The sequence below is a fragment of the Paraburkholderia sp. SIMBA_027 genome (assembly GCF_046535315.1).
GTDB classification, from domain to species: domain Bacteria; phylum Pseudomonadota; class Gammaproteobacteria; order Burkholderiales; family Burkholderiaceae; genus Paraburkholderia; species Paraburkholderia tropica.
In genome coordinates this window covers 1-385 of the sequence record NZ_JAWRWY010000164.1, presented here as the reverse complement: position 1 = coordinate 385, position 385 = coordinate 1, and the positions used below count along the sequence as shown (strand labels likewise).

Annotated in this window: 1 protein-coding gene; it reads right to left on the bottom strand. The window is 41.0% G+C overall.

Annotated elements, in window-relative coordinates; translation table 11 throughout:
• Positions 1 to 343: AMP-binding protein (locus SB764_RS38600; RefSeq protein WP_410866550.1), on the bottom strand; the 343-nt coding region annotated here is incomplete at its 3' end.
• Positions 344 to 385 lie beyond the last annotated feature (42 nt).

Sequence of the window (385 nt, the reverse complement as noted above, 5' to 3'; positions counted from 1 at the left end):
GTTCAGGGCTCAGTACTTTTATAAAATTACCTCTAACCAGCGGTAAGAAGATACTCGTAATCGTTAAATCGAACGATAAGGAACTGAATAATCCAAAGTTTCCTGCCTCAGGACTCGAAAAGTAATAATCGGAACCCCACATTAAATAATTATACAGGTTGCCATGGTCAACCATAACTCCTTTAGGTTGCCCCGTAGAGCCGGAGGTGTAAATTACATAGGCCAGATCTGACGTACTGCTGACTCTTTCAGGATTACCCATACCATAGCGGAACCGCTCCAGGTTATATAGCATAAGCTCTTCTTCATCAAGGATCACTTTACAATTACTTGAACTCTGCATATAATCAATCCTTTCCTGAGGATATTGAGGATCGATAGGAAC